The following is a 227-nucleotide window of genomic DNA, read 5'->3' as shown; positions in this document are numbered from 1 at the left end:
TGGGCCTAAATGGACTCGAACCATCGACCTCACGCTTATCAGGCGTGCGCTCTAACCAGCTGAGCTATAGGCCCATACAAATTGCAGGATTTATTTATATCATATCCTCATTTAAGAGTCAATATTGAATTGAACTCTCAAAACTAAACGAAAACGAAACACGGAAACTTATATTGATGAACAGCGTTCATCAATTCTCCATAGAAAGGAGGTGATCCAGCCGCACC

At 41.9% G+C, this 227-nt stretch carries 1 tRNA gene; it reads right to left on the bottom strand.

The annotated features are described in order from the left end of the window. Positions 1-74, bottom strand: a tRNA-Ile gene (locus JDS81_RS30130). Between the last annotated feature and the right edge of the window lie 153 nt (positions 75-227).

The organism is Bacillus cereus group sp. N31 (assembly GCF_016483245.1).
Taxonomy (GTDB): Bacteria; Bacillota; Bacilli; order Bacillales; family Bacillaceae_G; genus Bacillus_A; species Bacillus_A toyonensis.
This window is presented reverse-complemented; position numbering and strand designations above follow the sequence as displayed.